Source organism: Methylobacterium sp. CM6244 (genome assembly GCF_054817885.1).
Genome location: NZ_CM139247.1, coordinates 3,614,958 through 3,634,096, shown reverse-complemented (window position 1 = coordinate 3,634,096; position 19,139 = coordinate 3,614,958). Strand labels below are relative to the sequence as shown.

The following is a 19,139-nucleotide window of genomic DNA, read 5'->3' as shown; positions in this document are numbered from 1 at the left end:
CGAAGAACGGCCCACGCGACGCGTGAGCCCGCCCGCATCCGAGGCTTCTTGTCCTGTCCGGTGCCATGACGAAGGCGTGTCTTCAGGCGTCCCATCCAATTCCGGCGGGAGGTGTAAAGACGTGATTCATCATCGTTCCGCGTTGTTGCGCATTCGTTGAGGGCCGCCTGAGAATTTAATCTAATTTGGACTCGCAGTTGCTATTCCCTCGTGCATTCGGCCGCGCGCTCTACGGACTGTGCCGGCTCGGGACACGAACGGACCGAAGCGGGATCGTCACACCAGCAATCCCGGGGCGCGCCGGGGCTCGTGTCTTCTCGGAACTCCGTGATGGTGGGAGGCGATTGATGTTGGTCTACGACGATCCCCCTGCATCCGGCAGGCCCGGCCCGGCCGAGCCGGTACGCGACGGCTATCGCCTCTCCGTCGGGGGTGCCTTCTCGGCCTTGCGCCGACGCATCGTCTGGATCTTCGCCTGCGCGCTCGTCCTGGCCGGGATCGGCCTCGTCGGGGGAAAGCTGCTGAGCCCGCGCTACACCGCCGAGGCGCAGATCTATATCGACCCGCGCGACCTGAACCTCGTCTCCCGCGAACTGACCACCGGCGGCCAGGATTCCAACGCCTATCAGAGCGTGGTGGAGAGCCAGACCCGTCTCATCACCTCGAGCAGCGTGCTGCGCCGGGTCGTCGATGCCACCGGCCTCACCAGGGACGACGAATTCACGGCCGCGTCGGGCGGGATGGTCTCGAAGGTCGTCGCTGCCCTGGGGTTCGGAAGTCAGGATGCGCCTTCGGATGACGAGGGCGACGCGAATGCGGCGGTCGGGCTCCTGCAGCAGCGCATCTCCGTGCGCCGAACCGGGCGAACCTACGTGATCGACGTCTCGGTCTGGGCGCGGGATGCGGCGAAGGCTGCGCGCCTCGCCAACGCGGTGGTGGCCGCCTATCTCGCCGAGGATGCCGCCGCCCGGACGGAGGCCGCCAACCGCGCCAATTCCGGACTCACGGCGCGGCTCGGCGAATTGCGCACCGCGCTCAACGCCGCGGAGAATCGGGTTCAGGCCTATCGTGCCGAGACCGGGCTCGTCGGCACCCGCGACGCCCTCGTGAGCGATCAGCAGCTGACGCAGATCAACGCGCAACTCGCCGCCGCCCGCGCTCGGGTGGTCGAGGCGCAGGCCCGCGTCGAACAGAGCCAGCGCATTGCCCGCGCCGGGCTGGATGCCGGGGCGACGGACGATATCCTCTCCTCGCAGACCGTGGCTGCCCTGCGCAGCCAATACGCGGACCTCACCCGGCGTCAGGCCGAGCTCACCAACGAGCTCGGGCCGCGCCATCCTTCCGTCTCCTCCATGGTCAAGCAGGTCGCCCAGGCACGCCGCTCCATCGATCAGGAGGTCTCCCGTTTCGCGCAGGCGGCGCAGACCGACCTGGCCAAGGCGCGCGCCACCGCATCGGCCCTGGAGAAGAACTTCGATCAGGCCAAGGGCCGAACGGTCGGTCTCGCCCAGGCGTCGATCCGCCTGCGTGAACTCGAACGGGAGGCCGAGGCCAGCCGCTCGGTCTACGAAGCCTTCCTCACCCGCTCGCGCGAGACCGGCCAGCAGGCCTATCTCGACATGGGCAATGCCCGGGTCGTCTCCCCGGCGACGAAGCCGATCATGCGCAGCTTCCCGCCCCCGGCGCGGACGCTGATGGCGATGGGACTCCTGGCGGGGCTCGGCCTCGGCATTCTCCTCGCCCTGCTCGACGATTGGGCCCGGTTCGGCCGGTCGGACCCTGTCCGTGGGCCCAGGGTCGCTGAGTCCCCCATGGCGGTGAAGGCCGCCAGTCCGGCACGAGAGCCGGAGCCGTCTCCCAAGATGGCCCAGGCTTTCAAGCGGGCTCCCGTGTCGGAGCCGGTCCAAGCCTTCAATCCGGCGCAGGTTGCGGGGCCAGCCCCCGCTCCCATTCCCGCCCGGCCGCCCGAGCCGCGCCGCGAAACCGAGCCGCGCCGCGAATCCAAGCCGGTCGAGATGCCCCGTTCGGCCGAGGCACCGGTTCCGGCGGGTATTCCGAAGGATAGACGCATCCCGGTGAGCCCGCCCGCCTTCCGCGCGCCCGATCTGCCAGATCCGCGGCGGTCGGCGATGGCTTTCATCCGTGGCAACGCCAAGGACCCGGAGACCAGGCCGGCCATTGAGCCCCCCGTCCGAGTGGAGCCAAGGCGTCCGTCGGAGCCGGTACACGTGCCTAGAGCCGTCTCCCGTCCCGAGCCCGAGCAGGCCCCGAAGAAGCCTTTCGACAAACCCGATCCGGGACAGCGTTCATCGGTCAAGCGTGCCTCTGCCGCATCGTTCAGCGTGTCCGGCGCTGCCGCGCTGATCGGAGGGGCACGATGACGACACCGTCTCCGGTTCTGCCCGAACCGGTTCCCCTGACCTCTCTCGGCGGCGTATCGATCGCGGCTCTGGGAATGCGGGAGACCGTGAATCTGATGACCGAGGCCGTGCGCCGTCATCCGCGCCCCGGAACGCCCCTCTACTTCACCTCGGCCAATGGCGAGGTGATGTCACGGCACGCACGCGACATTGAGTTCGCCCGGCTGATGGACATGGCGGATGTCATCAGCGCCGACGGACAGCCGATGGTGACCATGTCCCGCTTCGTCGGGGACCGGGCCCTGCCCGAACGGGTCGCCACCACCGACCTCTATCACGAGGTCGCCCGCAAGGCCCTGGCGGAAGGCGTGACCTTCTATCTCTATGGCGCCACCGAGAACGAGAACCGCGCGGCGGTGGCGACGACACAGCGCCTGTATCCAGGGCTGCGCATCGTCGGTCACCACCATGGCTACCTCGTGGGCGACGCGTTGGCCGCAAAGGTCGCCGAAATCGACGCCCTGGCGCCGGACATTCTCTGGATCGCCCTGGGGGTGCCGCGCGAGCAGGCCTTCGTGCGCGATCACGGTCCGCTCCTGCGGAACGTTGCCCTCATCAAGACGTCGGGCGGCCTGTTCAACTTTCTCTCCGGAAGCCGCAGCCGGGCGCCGGCCTGGGTCCAGCGGATCGGTTTCGAATGGCTCTGGCGGCTGCTGCAGGAGCCCCGGCGCCTGTTCTGGCGCTACTTCCTCACCAATCCGCACTCGCTCTACCTCATGCTCACACGCAGCGGCGACCGCTGGCGGACGCGTCGAGACAAGGCACGAGACAGCCGGGCGAGTGATGGCCAAGTCGATCACGGCCAGACGATCGTCCGGACTGCGACCGATGACGGCGATCGTGTCGCGACACGGGTGAAGGGGTCCTGACCCCCTTCGAGGTTCACTGCTGGGCGAAGCCCGCGGCCATGTTCACCGCCAGAGCCAGGACGCTGGTGTTGAACAGGTAGGCGTAAATCGTCTGCGCCGTCACGATCCGGCGGAACGCCTTGCTGGTGATGTCGGTATCGGAGGTCTGTGAGGTCGCCCCGATGGTGACGGAGAAGTAGAGGAAGTCCCAGAAATCCGGCTCCTCTCCGCCGGGAAAGTCGATTCCGCCACGGTTCCGACCCTCGTCGACCTCGCCGTAATAGAGATGGGCGTAATGCACGGTGAAGATCACCTGCACGAAGACCCAGGCGCAGAGCATCGTCATGATCGCCAGGGCAAGGTGGGCGAGGCGCGGCGCATCCGGCTCCCGTCCTCCGATCACCAGCATCGCCACGGCGCCGCAACTCGCGAGCCCCGCCAGGATGGCGAAGAGCGAGATCACCGGTGCGCTGTCGTCGAGCCGCGACGCTTCCCGGCGCAGGGCGTCCCGCGACAGGGACGAGGTCCGCCAGATGACGAGGGCGGTGTAGACGACGACGCCGACGCACCAACCGACGAGGAGGCGCGTCCAGAGCGACGCGAAGGGCAGGGCCACCGACAGCACCACTGCGAACACGATCGCCCCGAGAAGCCGCGGGCGCAGCAGGAAGGCCTGGATGGGGTTCTGCATCGATGGGACTCGCGCTCCGGCACCCGGCTATAACGCCGGATCGCGCCAAGCGGTCATCGCATCCCCGTGAAGAGAGTTGCGCTCACCGAGGCCCGGCGGACGGCCGGGTATCACGCCTTGGGTGGGCGGCAGGCGGTGTCGCAGGAGGTCCCCGAGAACCGGGAGAACAGCCTGGCGAGACGAGGGCGCAGGGGCAGGAACCCGCGATAGGCGGCCTCGGCCAGGATCGGCATGCCGGGCAGACTCGCGAAGGCTGCGAGCCAGCCCCAGCCGGGCAACTCGCGCCAGAGCCGGATGAAGCCCGACGCCCCGGAGGCGAGACGGCCCTGATCGTCCCGGACATGGAAACGTGCTTGCGCGGCTTCGCGGCTGAGATCGGGGCCGAGCGTGGCGGGGGCGTCGTCGCCGCTGACGTCGACGAAGGTGAGGCGTTCGGCCCCGCGACTACGCCGGTAGGTCCGGATCTCGGCGGAACAGAGCGGACAGGCCCCGTCGTAATAGACGGTCAGTGCGGCGGGTGGGGTCATGGTGGGCGGTACCGTCCCTCTTCATCGGCTCCGGAGAGGGAGGCCGTGTCCGGGGACAACGCCGATACAAGCGAAACGGCCACACCCTCGATGGAAGTGGAGGTGTGGCCGTCTTTCAATGTGATGACGGAGGAGCACCCGTGTTTCGGGACGCCCCCGCGCGTCAGCGGGCGGCGAAGGCCTTGAGGGCGGCCTTGCCGGCGTAGCGGCCCTGAGCGCCGAGGCCTTCCTCGATGCGGATGAGCTGGTTGTACTTGGCCAATCTGTCCGAGCGGGCGAGCGAGCCGGTCTTGATCTGCCCGCAATTGGTGGCGACGGCGAGATCCGCGATGGTGGAATCCTCGGTCTCGCCTGAACGATGCGACATCACGGCGGTGTAGCCGGCGCGTTGCGCCATATCGACGGCGGCCAGCGTCTCGGTGAGGGTGCCGATCTGGTTGACCTTCACGAGGATCGAGTTGGCGGTGTTCTCGGCGATGCCGCGCGACAGGCGGGTGACGTTGGTGACGAAGAGATCGTCGCCGACGAGCTGGCAGCGGTTGCCGACCTTCTCGGTCAGAAGCTTCCAGCCGGCCCAGTCGTCCTCCGACATCCCGTCCTCGATGGAGAGGATCGGATAGGAATCCACGAGCTTGGCGAGGTAATCGACCTGGGCCTCGATCGAGCGGGTCTGGCCCTCGCCCTCGTAATGGTAGGCGCCGTCCTTGAAGAACTCCGTGGCGGCGCAGTCCAGGGCGAGCACGATGTCGGTGCCGGGCTTGAAGCCCGCCGCGGCGATCGATTCCATCACGAAGTCGAGCCCGGCCTCGGCCGAGGGGAGGTTGGGGGCAAAACCGCCCTCGTCGCCGACATTGGTGTTGTGACCGGCCTTCTTGAGGGCGCTCTTAAGGGTGTGGAACACTTCGGCGCCCATGCGGACGGCCTCGGCCAGGGAGGACGCACCCACCGGCATGATCATGAATTCTTGGAAGTCGATCGGGTTGTCGGCATGCGCGCCGCCGTTGATGATGTTCATCATCGGCACCGGCAGCACCCGCCCCTGGGTTCCGCCGACATAGCGGTAGAGCGGCAGGCCGGCGGTCTCGGCCGCTGCCTTGGCGACCGCCAGGGATACGCCGAGGATGGCGTTGGCACCCAGCCGCGCCTTGTTGGGGGTACCGTCGAGCTCGATCATCGCCTCGTCGACGGCGATCTGATCCTCGGCATCCATGCCGCCGATGGCGTCGAGGATATCGCCACGGACCGCGGCCACCGCCTTGCGCACGCCCTTGCCGCTGTAGCGACCCTTGTCACCGTCACGCAGCTCCACCGCCTCGTGGGCACCGGTGGAGGCGCCGGACGGCACGGCGGCTCGGCCGAAGGAGCCGTCTTCGAGGAGGACGTCCACTTCGACGGTCGGGTTGCCCCGGCTATCGAGGATCTCGCGGGCGGCGATGTTGGTGATCGCGGTCATGCGTGCCCCTGCTCTCAAGATGTTGCGGCCGGTATCCGGCCATGTCGTCATCGTCCCGCGGGCGTGCGCCGTCGGCGAGCGCGCCCTATGGACCGGTCTGATACAGGGCAGGCTTATCCGTCAACGTGCCGCATCCGGCAAGCGCCCCTCGCCGATGAAGCTCGCCGGTCGGTCAGAAATCTTTGCTTAGGTTACGAGACGTTCCGCTTCACGGGTTGTGGTCCCCCACCCCGCTTCTCTCACCGAGATCGGGGCGGACCCTGCAGCCAGGAGACTAGGCCGTTGATTTAATGAAGCATTCCGGGGTGGAGGTTTCCCTGGCACGCAGCCTGCGCTATAGCGGCGGACATGACCAACCCACCCTCCTCCGACGAATCTCTTCAGCTCGGCCAGCCGACCCCCCTGCCCGCCTCCCCCGAGACGGCGCGCCTGGACCGGGTGCCGAACCCTCATCCGGGAACGGATTATCTGGCACGGTTCACCGCCCCCGAATTCACCTCGATCTGTCCCGTGACCGGCCAGCCCGATTTCGGCATCCTGATGATCGACTACGTGCCGGATCTTTGGCTCGTGGAATCCAAATCTCTGAAGCTCTATCTCGGCTCGTTTCGCAATCACGGCGCATTCCATGAGGATTGCACGGTCGGGATCGGCATGACGCTCGTCGATCTCCTCAAGCCCCGGTATTTCCGTATCGGTGGCTATTGGAATGCGCGGGGCGGTATCCCCATCGACGTGTTCTGGCAGACCGGCGAGCCGCCGAAAACGCTCTGGCTTCCGGACCAGGGGATCGCGCCCTATCGCGGGCGCGGCTGATTAGCCCGTAGCCCGTTTCGACGATCTTCCGGCTGTAGCGTGAACATCGTAGCAGCTTCTTACGCTGACGTGGCATCGTAGCGGCCAAGAAAAAAGGCGGCCGGTCAAAACCGGCCACCCTTCGAGAACGCGTGACTTAGCTCGGTTCAGTAGCCGTAGCCGTAAGCGGGTCGCCCATAGGCCGGACGGCCATAGCCATTGTTGTAGTAGGAATCGCGGGCGGCGCCGGCTGCGATGGCGCCAGCCGCCAAGCCAGCGATGCCAAGGCCGACGGCAGCGCCGGTCCCGATGCCACGGCGATGCCCGCCACCGTAGGCGTAGCCGCGATTGCCGTATCCACGGTTGCCGTAGCCGCCGTGGGCATAACCGCCATGGCCGCCGCGACCGTAGCCGTGACCATGTCCGGGGCGGGCTTCCGCTGCCGTCCCGGCAGCCATGGCGCCGAGGGAAAGGGTGACGGCTGTGATCAGTGCGAACTTGCGCATGGAGTTCCTCAAATCGTCGCTGTGCTTAAGCCAAAACAACGAAGTCTGGGCGGGTCGGTTCCATTGTCACGTCTGATCGAACGATTCCGAGGGGCGTGACTCGGTCAGCCGCTCGACTTTGCCAAGCGATCGAAAGCCTGCAGGGTCTCCAGTAACGCCGGCATCGCCCGGAGAGGGACCATGTTGGGACCGTCCGACGGGGCATGATCCGGATCGGGATGCGTCTCGATGAACAGGCCAGCGACGCCCACCGCCACGGCGGCACGGGCCAGCACCGCCACGAACTCGCGCTGCCCGCCGGAAGTGGCGCCCTGCCCGCCCGGCTGCTGCACCGAATGGGTCGCGTCGAACACCACCGGCGCACCGTGCGTCACCTGGGCCATGATCGGCAGGCTGCGCATGTCGGAGACGAGGGTGTTGTAGCCGAACGAGGCTCCCCGTTCGGTGACCAGCACGTTGGGATTACCGGCATTCGTGACCTTGGCGGCGACATGAGCCATGTCCCAGGGGGCGAGGAACTGGCCCTTCTTCACGTTCACCACGCGGCCGGTGGCTGCGGCCGCCAGGAGCAGGTCGGTCTGCCTGCACAGGAAGGCCGGGATCTGGAGGACGTCGATGATCTCCGCCGCCGGCGCGCATTGCGATGCTTCGTGGACGTCGGTGAGGACCGGGAGACCGAACCTTTCCTTGATGTCGGCGAAGATCGGCAATGCCCCGGCGAGGCCGAGACCGCGCGCGGTGGAGCCGGAGGTCCGGTTGGCCTTGTCGAACGAGCCCTTGAAGACGAGGCCGATCCCGAGACGGTCGGTCATGCCCTTGAGCGCGTCGGCAATTTCGATGGCGTGGTCGCGGCTCTCGAGCTGGCATGGGCCGGCAATGAGCGCGAAGGGCAGGTGGTTGGCGAAGGCGGTGGACCCCGCCATCACGACGGGACCGGCGGGTGAGCGAGCGGGTTCGGACATGGCGCCCGGTCTAGCCCAACTGAGCCCCGTCGAAAAGGCCTGCGCGACGGCGAAGGATCGTCCGACGATGCCGGGTGAGCATGCAGCGCGTGAGGTCGGGCGCCGGGCCGCCCAGGCCGAGGGTATCGGCGAGCCCCTGCCCGCTCGTCTCGCATCGCAGGGCCGCATTCCCCGCCTGTCCCGCCTGCGCCAGCCCCGTGAGGCGGGCGTCCCGATGGAGGGTGCGGGCCAGGGCCTCGACCTTGCCGGCCTTCGTACCCACCAGGCCTTCCGCCGCCAGGCCGATCAGGACGAAAAAGGCTCCGGCCGGCGCCTGATCCCGTGACCCGAACGCCATCCGCGTCGGCGCCCGGCAATCGAGGCTCATGCGATCGGCATCCTCGGCGCGGAACACGGCGAGAGACGCCTCGCGCCCGGCCAGAGACGCCCCGGTGACCCTGATCATCCGTGCGGTGAGTCGATCGCAGGAATCGCCCGCTGTCGCCGGATCCGGCGTCGAGGACAAGGCGATGGCGGTCAGGAGGCAGGCGATGGATGGGAAGGATCGGGCTTTCATGGGCCCGATCCTAAAGCAGGCCGCCGCTCGAGCCCAACGATCTCAGCGTCGCGTTCCGATCGATCCCGTGACATCGGCGGGACAGGGCTCGTGGGCGTGCGAGCGAAGGACCCGGCGCAGTCGCAACGGATAGGCGCCGGTCTCGTCTTCCACCGTGCCCACCAGCGCATCCGTCGCCAGGGTTCCGTGGAAGGCGACATGGCCTCGTTCGCCACCGACCAGAAACGACAAGCCCTTGGTGCCGTCATCGAGGGTGAGGCTCTCGGCCTGCGCCGATTGGAATGGGGTTTCGTAAACCAGCACGTTGCCGGTGGGAGAACGCTTGAGCGTGATCCGCCGCCCTGCCCGCTCGCCACTTTCGGGCGTCGTGCAGAGATCCGCGAAAACGAAGGTGCCCGTGGCCCAGACCGGCTTCGCCGCCACCGACTTGGCATGGGCAGGCCCTGTCGGAGCGATCGTCGAGGAGAGAGCGACGAGGGGCAGGCCAGCCACCAGGATCCGCTTCAGAACAGGCATCGGATTCTCCCTCCTTCCATGTTCGCAACAGCAGACCCGTAGCTTCGCTTCGTCATGTCTCTGGATTGCGACAGGATCCGGCATCGGCGTGCGCGAAGGCACCTTCGTGACCGAGGCAAGATTCGGTCCTGTCGGCTGAGGGGACAGTCACGCGAAGAGCCGGCCCGAAGGAACGGGCCGGCTCTGGTCGAGACCTCGTCTGCGAAGAGGCCGGGGGCTCATCGCGCCCCCGGCTGGGTGTTCAGCCGGCCTTGTTGAGGGCCACGGCGACGAACCGGGTCACGCCCTTGGTGCTCTTGACCCGCATCAGCACCGCCTTGCGGCCACTAGCCTCGGCCGCCTTGATGCGCTCGGCGATCTCCGAGGGCTTCGAGACGCTGGAGCCGGCCACATCGAGGATGATGTCTCCCTGCTCGATGCCCTTGGCGGCGGCCGGACCATCGGGATCGACATCCATCACCGCGACGCCCTCATCACCGGCACCGACCTGCGAGGCCGGGGCGAGGCTGAGGCCGAGGCGCGGCTGGCCGTCGCTCGTCGAGCTGCTGCGGTTGTCGTTGCCTGCCTTCGGGTCGTTCGGCAGGGCGCCGAGCTCCACCGTGGCGGTGTCGGACTTGCCGCCGCGCAGATAGGCGAGCTCCACCTTGGCGCCGGGCTTCAGGCCGGCGATGCGGCGGGACAATTCGCGGGCATCGTTCACCGGCGCGCCATTGACCGATTCGATCACGTCGCCGGATTTGAGGCCGGCCTTGGCAGCCGGGGTGCCGGGTTCGGCGTGGTCGACGAGGGCGCCCTTGGCCTTGTCGAGGCCGAGGCCGTCGGCGATGTCCTTCGTCACCGGCTGGACCTGCACGCCAAGATAGCCGCGGGCCACCTTGCCGTCCGCCCGGAGCTGGTCGACCACCGCCTGCACGGTCTCGGCCGGGATAGCGAAGGCCAGGCCCACGCTGCCGCCCGAGGGGGAGGCGATGGCGGTGTTCACGCCCACCACTTCGCCGCCGACATTGAAGGTCGGGCCGCCGGAATTGCCCTTGTTGATGGGCGCATCGATCTGCAGGAAGTCGTCATAGGGGCCGGCGCCGATATCGCGGCCACGGGCCGAGACGATGCCGGCCGTCACCGTGCCGCCGAGGCCGAACGGGTTGCCGATGGCCACCACCCAATCGCCGACACGGGGTGCGGTCTTGCCCAGCGAGACGTAGGGGAAAGTGCCGCCTTCGGTGATTTTGAGCAGCGCCAGATCGGTCTTGGGGTCCTTGCCGATGACCTTGGCGTCGAGGGTGCGGTTGTCGTCGAGCGTGACCTGCACGGTCTTGGCCTTGTCGACCACGTGATTGTTGGTGACGACGTAGCCATCGGCCGAGATGATGAAGCCTGAACCCATGGCGCCACGCTGGCCCTGGCGCTTGGGCGACGGGCCGCCGAAGCCCTGGCCCTGCCCCGGGCCGCCCTGGCCGAAGCGCTTGAAGAACTCGCGCAGCTGCGGCGGAACCTGCTGGCCCTGGCCCTGCCCGGGGCCGTCATCGTCGTCCATGCCGGCGCTGTCGTCGAGCTTCACCTTCACGGCGACCACGCCGGGCTTCACCTTGTCGACCACGCTGGCGAAGGAGCCGGGCGGATGGTCCGGCACGTCGATGGGGTTCTTGGACAGGGCCTGGGCATAGGCCGGGGTGGAGGGCTGAGTCAGGCTGATGCCCGCGGCTCCCGTCGCAGCGATGGCGATGGCGGCGACGGAGGCGAGGGCGTTGCGGCGCAGGCGAGAGGTGGACGACGTCATGGACAGGTCTCTCCGGAAAGGTCGTGTCCCCGCTGAGCGGGGCCATGACCCTCCATGTAGAGACCTCAGCCTGACCCGGCCGTGTCGCCGAGATTACGGTTTGGACAGGTTGGGAGCCGGGAGCGCCCTCACCCCCGCCCGCCATCTCAGATCCAGCAGCAATCCCGCCGGGTGCGTGTCGAGGACGGGCGTGATCGGCAGGCCGGCGGCGTGGAGGAGGCGGGCGGCCCAGTGGTTGCAGACGTTGGCGGCGCTGAAGCGGCCCTGCCCTTCGTAGAACAGGCTCGGCCCGTAGAGGCCGGGACCGCCCTCGATGGGGACGTTGTCGGCGAGGCGGAAGCTCGCGTCGAGGCGGGCGAGCAGACGGGCGAGGCCGGCCTTCGAGACCCGGATGGGGACGATGTCCGAATGCGGGAAGCTCGTCCGGGTATCGTCTTCGAGGCCCACCACCTGGACGACGCCGTCGCGGCCGCCGGGGGTGAACAGGGCTTCGAGGGCGAGGCGCAGGTCGAACTGAGCCAGTGTCGGCGTCGCCCGGTAGAAGCGGGCCTCGCCCCAGCCGAACTCGATCCCCGGATAGGCCCGGAAGCGCGTGGCGATGTGGCGGAGCGCCGTACCGGCGCCCTCCCCGGTGAGGGCCTCGCGCGGGATCACGAGACCCGAATGCCAGCCGTGGCTGACGAGTTCGATGTTCTGTGAGCCGTCGTCGGGAGCGGGATAGAGCGCCGGGTCGCCAGACCTCGCCGTGACGATCGCGGCGAGGACGAGGAGGACCAACAGGCCGGCGAGGCCCTGGCCCAGCCGGCGCAGGATCACGCGTCGGACAACCGCGCCAGGGCTTCCCGGATCTTTTCCAGACGTGCCGCTTCCGCGTCGCGGCGCTCGCGCTGCTCGTCCACCACCTCGTCGGGCGCGCGGGCGAGGAAGTCGGCATTGCCGAGCTTGGCCTCGATCTTTCCGATCTCGGAGGCCGCCTTCACCGCCTCCTTGTTCAGGCGGGCGACCTCGGCCTTGAGGTCGACGATGCCCTCCAGGGGCAGCGCCGCCACCGAGCCGCGCACCAGCAGCTGGACCGCGTTCTTCGGCGCGGTCTCGGCGAAGGAAATCTCCGACAGGCGGGCGAGGCGCAGGAGCGTGTCCTGCCACTGCGCTGCCCGCGCCAGCAGGGCCTCGTCGGCGCCGACGATGACCAGGGGAATCTGGGCACCGGCCGGCACGTTGGTCTCCGAACGGGCGGAGCGGATCTCGGAGACGAGGTCCACCACCCAGCCGATCTCGGCTTCGGCCCGAGCATCCGCCAGCCCCGACAGGTCGGGCCACGGCGCCAGCGCCAGGAGCCCACGCTCGGCGATGCCCTCGCCCTTGATCGCCCAGAGTTCCTCGGTGAGGAACGGCATGAACGGGTGCAGCAGCTTGGCGATCTGGTCGATCAGGAACGCCACCGTGGCCTGCGTCTCGGCCTTGAGGCCGGCATCGACGCTCTCGCCCTGAAGCACCGGCTTGGCGAGTTCGAGATACCAATCACAAAAAATATTCCAGACGAAGCGGTAGGCGGCCGCCGCCGCGTCGTTGAAGCGGTAGGCGTCGAGCGCCGTCGACACCTCGGCCACGGCGCGCGCGGCCTCGCCCAGCGCCCAGCGGTTCAGGGTCTCGGTGGCGGCTTCCGGGCGGTAATCGGCGCGGAGCACGCAGCCGTTCATCTCGGCGAAGCGCGAGGCGTTCCAGAGCTTGGTCGCGAAGTTGCGGTAGCCTTCGACGCGGTTCACCGCGAGCTTGATGTCCCTGCCCTGCGCGGCCATGGCGGCCAGGGTGAAGCGGAGGGCATCGGCGCCGTACTGGTCGATGAGGCCGAGCGGATCGACGACATTACCCTTCGACTTCGACATCTTGGCGCCCGAGGCGTCGCGCACCAGGGTGTGGAGATAGACCGTATCGAACGGCACCCTGTCGGTGACGTGGAGGCCGAGCATCATCATCCGAGCGACCCAGAAGAAGATGATGTCCTTGCCAGTAACCAAGGTGTTGGTCGGATAGTAGCGGTCGAGCTCCGGCGTCGCGTCGGGCCAGCCGAGCGTCGAGAACGGCCACAGGGCTGAGGAGAACCACGTGTCGAGGACATCCTCGTCGCGACGCAGGGCCACGGCGCGGCCGTGCTTGGCCGTCGCCTGCTCCAGGGCTTCCGTCTCGCTGGAGGCCACGAAGATGCCGCCCTCGTCATCGTACCAGACCGGGATCTGGTGGCCCCACCAGAGCTGGCGCGAGATGCACCAGGGCTCGATATTCTCAAGCCACTGGAAGAAGGTCCGCTCGTAATTCTCCGGAACGAAACGGGTTTTCCCATCGCGCACGGCCTGTAGCGCACGCTCGGCCAGAGGCTTCACGTTCACGTACCACTGGTCGGTGAGGTAGGGCTCGATGACCACGTTCGAACGGTCGCCATGCGGGACCGCATGGGTGTTGGGCTCGGTGAGCCGCAGGCGCTCGCGCGCCTCCATCAGGGCGACGACGCGCTTCCGCGCCTCGAACCGGTCGAGGCCGTGCAGAGCCAGAGCCTCGGGCTCAGGGTTCGAGTCCTTCAGGAAAGCCGCGTTTCCGTCGAGGGTTATGCGCGCTTCCGGATCCAGGATGTTAATCGGCGTGCAGCCGGCTCGCTTGCCCACCTCGAAATCGTTGAAGTCGTGCGCCGGGGTAATCTTGACGGCGCCGGTGCCCTTCTCCGGGTCCGAATAGGTATCGGCGACGATGGGGATCAGACGGCCGACCAGCGGCAGGCGCACATGCTTGCCGACGAGATGCGTATAGCGCTCGTCGTCGGGATGGACCGCGACCGCCGTGTCGCCGAGCATGGTCTCGGGGCGGGTGGTGGCCACGGTGATGACCTCGCCGGTCTCGGAGCCCGCCTCGTCGACGATCGGATAATCGAAGTGCCAGAGATGGCCTTTCACCTCGACCTGCAGGACTTCGAGATCCGAGATCGCGGTCTGGAACTTCGGATCCCAGTTCACGAGGCGCTTGTCGCGGTAGATCAGCCCCTGAGCGTGGAGATCGACGAAGGTCTTGGTGACAGCACGGACCATCTGGTCGTCGGGCTGGCCGGACAGGCCCATGGTGAAGCGCTCGCGCGACCAGTCGCAGGAGGCGCCCAGCCGCTTCAGCTGGTTGACGATGGCCCCGCCGGACTCGGCCTTCCAGGCCCAGACCTTCTCGACGAAGGCCTCGCGGCCGAGCTCCCGCCGGCCCGGCTGCTTCGCCTCGGCGAGGCGGCGCTCCACCACCATCTGGGTCGCGATGCCGGCATGGTCCGTGCCTGGTTGCCACAGCACGTCGCGTCCGCGCATGCGTTCGAAGCGGCAGAGGATGTCCTGCAGAGTGTTGTTGAGGGCGTGACCCATATGTAGGCTGCCGGTGACGTTCGGCGGCGGGATCACCATAGTGAAGGGCTTGGCGCCCGCGCGCTCCGGCCGTCCGGCCTTGAATGCGTCACCCGCCTCCCAGGCGGACGCGATGCGCGCCTCGACGGCGGCGGGATCGAAGGTCTTGTCCATCATGGGCTTGCGTCGGGCCAGTTCGTGCGAGGCGGCCGTCAGACCGCGTATTGGCCCGCTTTCACCCCGTCACGTCCTCCGCGTCAACATCGGAGGGCGGTCAGCGGCCCCGCGCCACGCGCTCGATCTCGGCGCGGACGAGGCGTTCGACCATGCCCGGCAGGTTGTCGTCGAGCCAGGATTGCAGCATCGGCCGGAGCATGTCCTGCACCATGTCCTCGATGGTCCGGGCATTCTGGCTCACCCTCGTGCCGGCAAGAAGCTGGAACGCATGGCCGACGCTGGCATCGGTCAGGTCGGAAACGAGGCGCTGCTTCAGGCTCTCGCGCGGGGCCTCCACCGGTTCCTGGCGGGGGGCGGCGCGGGGCGGCTCGGGCTGACGCACCACCGGTGGCGGCAGGGGCTCCGGTTCGGGCTCGTCGTCGTCGAAGGAAATCGAGTCGAAGTCGATCTGCCCGCTCTCGGCGAAGTCGATCTCCGGCTCCTCCATGGGGGCGGGCTGGGGCTTGCGGGGCTGCGCGACCTCGGCGAGGTCGAGCACGTCGTCGTTCTCCGGCAGCGGCGGAGTGGAGCGAACCGGCGAGACCACCTCCGCCTTGGCGTTCTGGTCGTCGGCGATGATCCGGCGAATGGATGCCAGGATCTCCTCCATGGAGGGTTCCTGGCCCTTTTCCGGCGTCTTGGGGCTCGCTGCACTCATCCGGACGACGCTCGGGTCACATGGTTAAAGAAATATTTCGATCACTCTGAGTATTTCACCACGGGCGCCGGAAACAAGGACCGGCAGGGCGCAAGGCACAGGATAACACCGGCGCCCTGCGAGTTCCTCGCGACCCTCAGCGTCCGTCAGGCGTACGCACGCCGTACCAGAGATCCTTGATCTGGTCGAAATGCTCCTTCGGGCTGTAAGCCACCACCGGGATCGACGTGAAGCGCACGGTGAGGCGGCCTACCGCCTGGACCACGCCGTAGGAATTCACCACGCGGTCGCGCTGGGCGAGAATGAGGTTCACACGCGAGTTCAGCAGTTCCTGCTGAGCGTTCAGCACGTCGAGCGTGGTGCGCTGGCCGACACGGGCCTCCTCGCGCACGCCGTTCAGCGCCACTTCGTTGGCCTGCACCTGGGCCTGCGATGCGATGACCTGGGCCTTAGCTGCCTCGAGACGACCCCAGGCCGTGACGATGGCCGACCGGACCTGGTCGCGGATATCCTCGACGTTGATCCGCGCCTGACCCACCAGTTCCTTGGCCTGGCGGATCTGCGAATAGGTCTGGCCGCCCTCGTAGAGAGGGACCGAGATGCGGCCGACGATGGAGGCGGTCACGCCGTTATCGCCCGGGAACTGCGTATCGTAGCGCTGCTGGACGCTGCCTTGCAGGGCGGCGGTCGGATAGAGCGCGCCTTCGAAAATCTTCACCTGCGCTTCGGCCACATCCACCGCATGAAGCGAGGACATGATCTGCGGATGCTCCTTCAGGCCGATGGAGATGGCGTTGTCGAGGTTCGGCGGCACGAACCGGTCGAGGGGACGTCCCGGCGCCAGCTGCCGCGGCTCGACGCCGATGATGCGCCGGTACGTGCCGATGCTGGCGCGCAGGTTCGCCTCCGCGCCGCTGACGTCGGAGCGCGCGCCGGCGAGACGGGCCTCGGCCTGGGCGACGTCGGTCCGGGTGACCTCACCGACATTGAAGCGGTCGCGGGTCTGGCGCAGCTGCTCCTCGAGCACCTCGACGTTGTTGCGGCGCAGTTCCAGGGTCGCCGTGTCGCTGAGGACCGACATGTAGATCTGGGCGGCGTTGAACAGGGTCGTCATCTCGGTGGCGCGCAGCGATTCGCGCGTGCCGAGCACGTCCGACTGGGCCCGACGGGTCTGGTTGTCGGTCTGAAAGCCGTTGAACAGGGTCTGGTTGATCGTCAGCCCGGCGCCGCCGGGCTTCGTCACCTGATTGAGAGAGATGCCGCTCACACGGCCCTGACTCTGGGTGAGGCCGATATCGGCGTCGAGACTCACGGTGGGGCGGTAGCCGGACTTGGCCTGCGCGACGTTCTCATCGGTAGCGCGCAATCCCGCACGCGAGGCGTTCAGCGCCGGGTTGGCGCCATAGGCACGGGCCAGCGCGCTATCCAGCGTCTCGGCCACGGCCGGAGAGGCGGCGGCGAGCGTCAGCGCGGCGAAGCCACCCAGCCGTAGCCGGAAGCTTTTCGCAAGTTTGCGTTGTCTCACGTCCATCTGCCCTTGCGGTTTCTCGATGAACCGGTCGGCTGTTCGTCACAGCCATAGCGCCTAGGGTGCCATCCGGATTGCCCGCCTCACAGGTCAGCTTAGCGGAGGTTGTGCTTCAGGGCATCGGCGGAGAGGGATTAGGCGCGAGATTGATGGCGCAGTGCCGCATAAAAGCGACACCTGCTCCCGCGGCTAGAACGAAAAATGCGAATCCGCGCTGAACGCCGAGAGGGCCGGAAGCGAGGCGTCGAAGAGCGGCCGCGCTCCGAAAGCATCCCCGGTCCTGATGAACAGGGTGGCCTTCGCGGCCCTGTCGCGACCCATCACGCAGACGAGGCGTCCGCCATCCTTCAACTGGTCGAGGAGGGATTGAGGCCTCGTCTCGACGCGGCCGTTCACGAGGATCGCGTCGAACGGCCCCGCCTTCGCCGCCCCCTCCTGCAAAGGACCGTGAACGATCTCGATACCGTCCGTGCCCGACAGGCGGCTCTCGGCCTCGGCGGCGAGGGTCTCGTCGGATTCGAGGGCGACGACCCGCACTCCGAGCTGCCGCATGATGGCGGCGGCGTAACCGTAGCCGGTGGCGACATCGAGGGCGACCTGGCCCGGCGCGAACTGCAGCGCCTGAATCATGCGGGCCAGAATCATCGGGGCCGGGACGGCGCGATCCGATGTCGCCGGATCCTGTCCGGTGATGCGGAGGGATTGGTCGATATAGGCGAAGTCCTCACGGCCCTGCGGCACGAAGCGCTCGCGCGGCACGGCTTCGAAAGCGTCGAGGACGGGGATGTCGTTGACATCGAAAGTCCGCAACTGACAATCCACCATGAGGCGTCGCGCCTGCGCGTAATCGAGCATGGGTTTCGTCTTCCCTCGCCGCATCGACCGTAGGCGCCCCTCCGCCTCATCCGGATATTCGGAAGGGGCCGGACGCCAGCGCCGAAGCTTGCCGGGTTGTCGTGGATCGGCCCTCAAAACGCAAGGTTCGAGGCGTGGTCGGGTCGACGGAAGACAGCTTCGCTTCCGGTCTGATGGAATGGGCGGAGGTTTCAGCAGCCGGTGGCGTCGAGCAGCGTCTCGACCATGGAGCGGTAACCCGATCCGAACAGGCGCAGATGCACCAGCGCCGGCCACAACTGATAGATCGCCCGACGCTCGGGCATGCCCGATTCGGCCGCACCATACGCCTCCCGGAAGGCCGGGCCGGGCGCACCGAACAGCGACAGCATCGCGAGGTTCACTTCGGCATGGCCGTGGTAGCAGGCGGGGTCGATGAGCCCGGAGACGCGGTCGCCGTCGATCAGGACGTTGCCCCTCCACGGGTCGCCATGCAGCAGGGACGGACGCGGACGGGCCGGAAGACGCTCGGGGAGCGCCCTCGCCAGAGCCTCGATCCTTCGCCTGAGCGTGGGGTCGAGATGAAGAGCGTGGCAGAGCAGCCGGTGCTCGCTCCAGAAGTCGGGCCAATTCTCGCTCCGGCGATTGTCGATCCGCACCGTCCCGAAGGCGTAATCACGGGTCCAGCCGTAATTGTCGCCGGTCACGGCATGGAGGAGCGCCACCACGTGGCCGAGATCCGCATCCGCGTTGCCGCCGCGGGCCGGCAGGGGCTCGATCACGAGGGTCCGGGCATCGGCCGCGAACACCTCCGGCGCGGGAATTCCGGCGGCGCGGATCGCGCGGAGCATCCCGGCTTCCGCCAGTGGATCGGGTCCATCCTTGACGATCGCCGCGCTGCCGTCGTCGAGCAGGATCCGCACGAGGCCGGAGAGGTTGCCGCCGCTCATGGGCTCAACCCGCACGAGACGGCGCCCGAGCAGCGCCGCTCCACGCTCTGCCAGAGGCGTCATGCCATGAGCGCGCGCACGAGGTGACGGGCGCCGAGGGTCACGTCGGCCCAGGTGGCGTCGAACCCCGTATCGGCGCCGTAATAGGGGTCGGCGACCGCCTCTCCCCTGCGCCCGGGTACATGGTCGAGGAGAAGCGACAATGCGGCGCCCTCTTTCGGTCGAAGCCGACGCAGCACGGCGAGATTGTCGCCATCGAGGGCGACGATGTGGCTGAAGCGGGCAAAATCCGCCGGCTCGACCTGACGGGCGCGGTAGCCGGAGATGTCGACGCCGTTGCGCCGGGCGACGGCCAGGGCACGCGGGTCGGGCGGTTCGCCCGCATGCCAGCCGCCGGTGCCGGCCGAATCGACCTCCACGTCGAGACCCGCCCGCTCGGCCTCGACGCGGAACGCCGCCTCCGCCAGGGGCGAACGACAGATGTTGCCCAGGCACACGAACAGGACGGCTGGCTTGCCTGCGGACATAACG

At 67.9% G+C, this 19,139-nt stretch carries 18 protein-coding genes; 3 read left to right on the top strand and 15 right to left on the bottom strand.

Annotation, left to right across the window (positions count from 1 at the left end):
* Positions 1-347: 347 nt before the first annotated feature.
* Both ACYQML_RS16925 and ACYQML_RS16920 read left to right on the top strand, forming a co-directional pair.
* Positions 348-2,381 carry a GumC family protein gene (locus ACYQML_RS16925; protein WP_461233487.1) on the top strand — a complete coding sequence of 678 codons (2,034 nt, stop codon included), beginning with the start codon at positions 348-350 and terminating at the stop codon, positions 2,379-2,381.
* Positions 2,378-3,289 carry a WecB/TagA/CpsF family glycosyltransferase gene (locus ACYQML_RS16920; RefSeq protein WP_311274463.1) on the top strand — a complete coding sequence of 304 codons (912 nt, stop codon included), beginning with the start codon at positions 2,378-2,380 and terminating at the stop codon, positions 3,287-3,289. The genes ACYQML_RS16925 and ACYQML_RS16920 overlap by 4 nt, the downstream gene beginning before the upstream one ends.
* A 13-nt stretch (positions 3,290-3,302) precedes the next feature.
* On the opposite strand, the gene ACYQML_RS16915 is transcribed toward ACYQML_RS16920, so the two are convergent.
* From ACYQML_RS16915 to eno, 3 genes are all read right to left on the bottom strand, one after another.
* The gene (locus ACYQML_RS16915) at positions 3,303-3,959 is read right to left on the bottom strand and encodes a DUF1345 domain-containing protein (protein WP_056434093.1); all 657 of its coding nucleotides are present in this window, start codon (positions 3,957-3,959) and stop codon (positions 3,303-3,305) included.
* Between the two features lie 110 nt (positions 3,960-4,069).
* Entirely contained in the window at positions 4,070-4,486 is a 417-nt protein-coding gene (locus tag ACYQML_RS16910) for a thiol-disulfide oxidoreductase DCC family protein (protein WP_461233486.1), read from the bottom strand.
* Between the two features lie 163 nt (positions 4,487-4,649).
* Complete coding sequence (gene eno, locus ACYQML_RS16905) at positions 4,650-5,939, bottom strand: phosphopyruvate hydratase (RefSeq protein WP_311274460.1); 1,290 nt, start codon at positions 5,937-5,939, stop codon at positions 4,650-4,652.
* A gap of 348 nt (positions 5,940-6,287) precedes the next feature.
* On the opposite strand from eno, the gene queF reads away from it, so the two are divergent.
* A complete protein-coding gene (gene queF / locus ACYQML_RS16900; protein ID WP_056434087.1) occupies positions 6,288-6,755 on the top strand; it encodes a preQ(1) synthase in 468 nt (155 codons plus the stop codon).
* Between the two features lie 146 nt (positions 6,756-6,901).
* On the opposite strand, the gene ACYQML_RS16895 is transcribed toward queF, so the two are convergent.
* The 12 genes from ACYQML_RS16895 to ACYQML_RS16840 form a co-directional block, all read right to left on the bottom strand.
* Entirely contained in the window at positions 6,902-7,240 is a 339-nt protein-coding gene (locus ACYQML_RS16895) for a hypothetical protein (RefSeq protein WP_461233485.1), read from the bottom strand.
* Between the two features lie 104 nt (positions 7,241-7,344).
* The gene (gene kdsA, locus ACYQML_RS16890; RefSeq protein WP_311274458.1) at positions 7,345-8,202 is read right to left on the bottom strand and encodes a 3-deoxy-8-phosphooctulonate synthase; all 858 of its coding nucleotides are present in this window, start codon (positions 8,200-8,202) and stop codon (positions 7,345-7,347) included.
* A 10-nt stretch (positions 8,203-8,212) separates the two neighbouring features.
* Positions 8,213-8,758, bottom strand: a complete 546-nt coding sequence (locus ACYQML_RS16885; protein ID WP_461233484.1) for a hypothetical protein — start codon at positions 8,756-8,758, stop codon at positions 8,213-8,215.
* A gap of 42 nt (positions 8,759-8,800) precedes the next feature.
* A complete protein-coding gene (locus ACYQML_RS16880) occupies positions 8,801-9,274 on the bottom strand; it encodes a hypothetical protein (RefSeq protein ID WP_461233483.1) in 474 nt (157 codons plus the stop codon).
* Positions 9,275-9,515: 241 nt separating this feature from the next.
* The gene (locus tag ACYQML_RS16875; RefSeq protein ID WP_311274455.1) at positions 9,516-11,051 is read right to left on the bottom strand and encodes a Do family serine endopeptidase; all 1,536 of its coding nucleotides are present in this window, start codon (positions 11,049-11,051) and stop codon (positions 9,516-9,518) included.
* Between the two features lie 93 nt (positions 11,052-11,144).
* Positions 11,145-11,867, bottom strand: coding sequence for a DUF2459 domain-containing protein (locus ACYQML_RS16870; RefSeq protein ID WP_419951197.1), 723 nt, complete (start codon positions 11,865-11,867; stop codon positions 11,145-11,147).
* Positions 11,864-14,599, bottom strand: a complete 2,736-nt coding sequence (locus ACYQML_RS16865; protein ID WP_461233482.1) for a valine--tRNA ligase — start codon at positions 14,597-14,599, stop codon at positions 11,864-11,866. Before ACYQML_RS16865 ends, ACYQML_RS16870 begins: the two co-directional genes overlap by 4 nt.
* Positions 14,600-14,696: 97 nt before the next feature.
* Positions 14,697-15,248 carry a PopZ family protein gene (locus ACYQML_RS16860; RefSeq protein ID WP_056434069.1) on the bottom strand — a complete coding sequence of 184 codons (552 nt, stop codon included), beginning with the start codon at positions 15,246-15,248 and terminating at the stop codon, positions 14,697-14,699.
* 184 nt (positions 15,249-15,432) lie between these two features.
* On the bottom strand, positions 15,433-16,827 hold the full coding sequence (locus tag ACYQML_RS16855; RefSeq protein WP_056434067.1) for a TolC family outer membrane protein: 1,395 nt from the start codon (positions 16,825-16,827) through the stop codon (positions 15,433-15,435).
* Positions 16,828-17,013: 186 nt separating this feature from the next.
* Complete coding sequence (locus ACYQML_RS16850; protein ID WP_461233481.1) at positions 17,014-17,679, bottom strand: protein-L-isoaspartate O-methyltransferase family protein; 666 nt, start codon at positions 17,677-17,679, stop codon at positions 17,014-17,016.
* A 191-nt stretch (positions 17,680-17,870) separates the two neighbouring features.
* Complete coding sequence (locus ACYQML_RS16845; protein ID WP_461233480.1) at positions 17,871-18,671, bottom strand: fructosamine kinase family protein; 801 nt, start codon at positions 18,669-18,671, stop codon at positions 17,871-17,873.
* Positions 18,668-19,135 (bottom strand): low molecular weight protein-tyrosine-phosphatase, encoded by a 468-nt coding sequence (locus ACYQML_RS16840; protein WP_311274451.1) that lies wholly within the window; start codon positions 19,133-19,135, stop codon positions 18,668-18,670. Before ACYQML_RS16840 ends, ACYQML_RS16845 begins: the two co-directional genes overlap by 4 nt.
* Positions 19,136-19,139: the final 4 nt, after the last annotated feature.

What these genes read in the sequence shown, in the direction of transcription:
- ACYQML_RS16855 (WP_056434067.1), bottom strand. Translation starts at nt 16,827, where the DNA reads ATGGACGTGAGACAACGCAAACTTGCGAAAAGCTTCCGGCTACGGCTG.
- ACYQML_RS16910 (WP_461233486.1), bottom strand. Translation starts at nt 4,486, where the DNA reads ATGACCCCACCCGCCGCACTGACCGTCTATTACGACGGGGCCTGTCCG.
- ACYQML_RS16880 (WP_461233483.1), bottom strand. Translation starts at nt 9,274, where the DNA reads ATGCCTGTTCTGAAGCGGATCCTGGTGGCTGGCCTGCCCCTCGTCGCT.
- ACYQML_RS16915 (WP_056434093.1), bottom strand. Translation starts at nt 3,959, where the DNA reads ATGCAGAACCCCATCCAGGCCTTCCTGCTGCGCCCGCGGCTTCTCGGG.
- ACYQML_RS16925 (WP_461233487.1), top strand. Translation starts at nt 348, where the DNA reads ATGTTGGTCTACGACGATCCCCCTGCATCCGGCAGGCCCGGCCCGGCC.
- ACYQML_RS16865 (WP_461233482.1), bottom strand. Translation starts at nt 14,599, where the DNA reads ATGATGGACAAGACCTTCGATCCCGCCGCCGTCGAGGCGCGCATCGCG.
- queF (WP_056434087.1), top strand. Translation starts at nt 6,288, where the DNA reads ATGACCAACCCACCCTCCTCCGACGAATCTCTTCAGCTCGGCCAGCCG.
- ACYQML_RS16840 (WP_311274451.1), bottom strand. Translation starts at nt 19,135, where the DNA reads ATGTCCGCAGGCAAGCCAGCCGTCCTGTTCGTGTGCCTGGGCAACATC.
- eno (WP_311274460.1), bottom strand. Translation starts at nt 5,939, where the DNA reads ATGACCGCGATCACCAACATCGCCGCCCGCGAGATCCTCGATAGCCGG.
- ACYQML_RS16885 (WP_461233484.1), bottom strand. Translation starts at nt 8,758, where the DNA reads ATGAAAGCCCGATCCTTCCCATCCATCGCCTGCCTCCTGACCGCCATC.
- kdsA (WP_311274458.1), bottom strand. Translation starts at nt 8,202, where the DNA reads ATGTCCGAACCCGCTCGCTCACCCGCCGGTCCCGTCGTGATGGCGGGG.
- ACYQML_RS16920 (WP_311274463.1), top strand. Translation starts at nt 2,378, where the DNA reads ATGACGACACCGTCTCCGGTTCTGCCCGAACCGGTTCCCCTGACCTCT.
- ACYQML_RS16845 (WP_461233480.1), bottom strand. Translation starts at nt 18,671, where the DNA reads ATGACGCCTCTGGCAGAGCGTGGAGCGGCGCTGCTCGGGCGCCGTCTC.
- ACYQML_RS16875 (WP_311274455.1), bottom strand. Translation starts at nt 11,051, where the DNA reads ATGACGTCGTCCACCTCTCGCCTGCGCCGCAACGCCCTCGCCTCCGTC.
- ACYQML_RS16895 (WP_461233485.1), bottom strand. Translation starts at nt 7,240, where the DNA reads ATGCGCAAGTTCGCACTGATCACAGCCGTCACCCTTTCCCTCGGCGCC.
- ACYQML_RS16850 (WP_461233481.1), bottom strand. Translation starts at nt 17,679, where the DNA reads ATGCTCGATTACGCGCAGGCGCGACGCCTCATGGTGGATTGTCAGTTG.
- ACYQML_RS16860 (WP_056434069.1), bottom strand. Translation starts at nt 15,248, where the DNA reads ATGGAGGAGATCCTGGCATCCATTCGCCGGATCATCGCCGACGACCAG.